Genomic DNA, 1256 nt, shown 5'->3' on the forward strand with positions numbered 1-1256 from the left:
TGATCCTGCCCACCAATGATGGACACCCTGCTAAGCGAGTAAGCTACGCTACAGAGGTGAACCATGACAGAAAAGGCAGGAAAGAAGAAAGCAACCCGAAGGCAGCACCCTCCCGAATTCCGGCGTGAGGCGCTGGCTTTGGCAGAGAAGATCGGCATCTCCAAGGCCGCCAAGGAGTTGGGGCTGCATGCCTCGCAACTCTACGGCTGGCGGTCACAGGCCAGGGCAAAGCGGGACCAGAGTGATCTGGAGCAAAGCCTGGCGGCGGAGAATGCTCGTCTGAAGCGCCAGTTGGCTGAGCAGGCAGAGGAGCTAGCCATCGTAAAAAAGGCGGCCACATACTTCGCCAAGAGCCTGAAGTGAAGTATGTGTTTATGGACGAACATCAGTGCACTTTCGGCATTTCAGCTATGAGCCGGGTGCTCAAGGTGTCACGTAGTGGATTCTATGCCTGGCGCAATCGACGTAATGATCCGTCGCATCGTCAGAAACGCCGTAACCTGCTTGATGAACGCGTGAAGAAGGCATTCGGCGATCGCAAGGGTCGCTCGGGGTCACCCAGGTTGGTTCGTGATTTGGCAGATGCCGGGCACCAGTATGATCGCAAGACTATCGCCGAGAGCATGCGGCGGCAGGGATTGCGGGCCAAGGCGGCGAAGAAATTCAAGGCAACCACAAACTCCCGGCATAACCTGCCAGTGGCGCCTAACCTGTTGCAGCAGGACTTTACGGCCACCGGGCCGAATCAGAAGTACGTGGGAGACATCACATACCTATGGACCGATGAGGGCTGGCTGTACCTGGCAGTCGTGATCGACCTGTACTCGCGCCTGGTGGTGGGCTGGGCCATGTCGGAGCGAATGACGGCGCAGTTGGTATGTGACGCGTTACAGATGTCCCTGTGGCGACGTCGCATGCCCACTGGGGTGATTGTGCATTCAGATCGTGGGAGCCAATACTGTTCCAGTGCCTACCAGCGGTTGATCAGTGAGCACGGATTGCTCTGCAGCATGAGTGCGAAGGGCAACTGCTATGACAATGCCTGTGCCGAGAGCTTTTTCCACTCGCTAAAGGTGGAGGCCATTCACGGCGAGCGATTCGTCACCCGGGAGGAGATGCGGCAAACCGTGTTCCAGTATATCGAAGTGGACTACAATCGAACCCGCCGACACAGTGCCAACGGCTTTATTAGCCCAGAAGCATTTGAGGCGAAGAACGTCGCTTAATAGCGTGTCCACTGTTGGCGGGCAGGATCA

The 1256-nt window shown here is 57.0% G+C and carries 1 protein-coding gene; it reads left to right on the forward strand.

Annotation, left to right across the window (positions count from 1 at the left end; all coding sequences use genetic code 11):
• Positions 1-63: 63 nt before the first annotated feature.
• Positions 64-1226, forward strand: a protein-coding gene (locus tag KOI40_RS18255) for an IS3 family transposase (RefSeq protein ID WP_439653246.1) whose coding sequence is annotated in 2 segments (ribosomal slippage) — positions 64-322 and positions 322-1226 — 1164 coding nt in all. Because the reading frame shifts where the segments join, the coding sequence is not laid out codon by codon here.
• Positions 1227-1256 lie beyond the last annotated feature (30 nt).

This window comes from Pseudomaricurvus albidus (assembly GCF_018863235.1).
Classification (GTDB): Bacteria; Pseudomonadota; Gammaproteobacteria; order Pseudomonadales; family Cellvibrionaceae; genus Pseudomaricurvus; species Pseudomaricurvus albidus.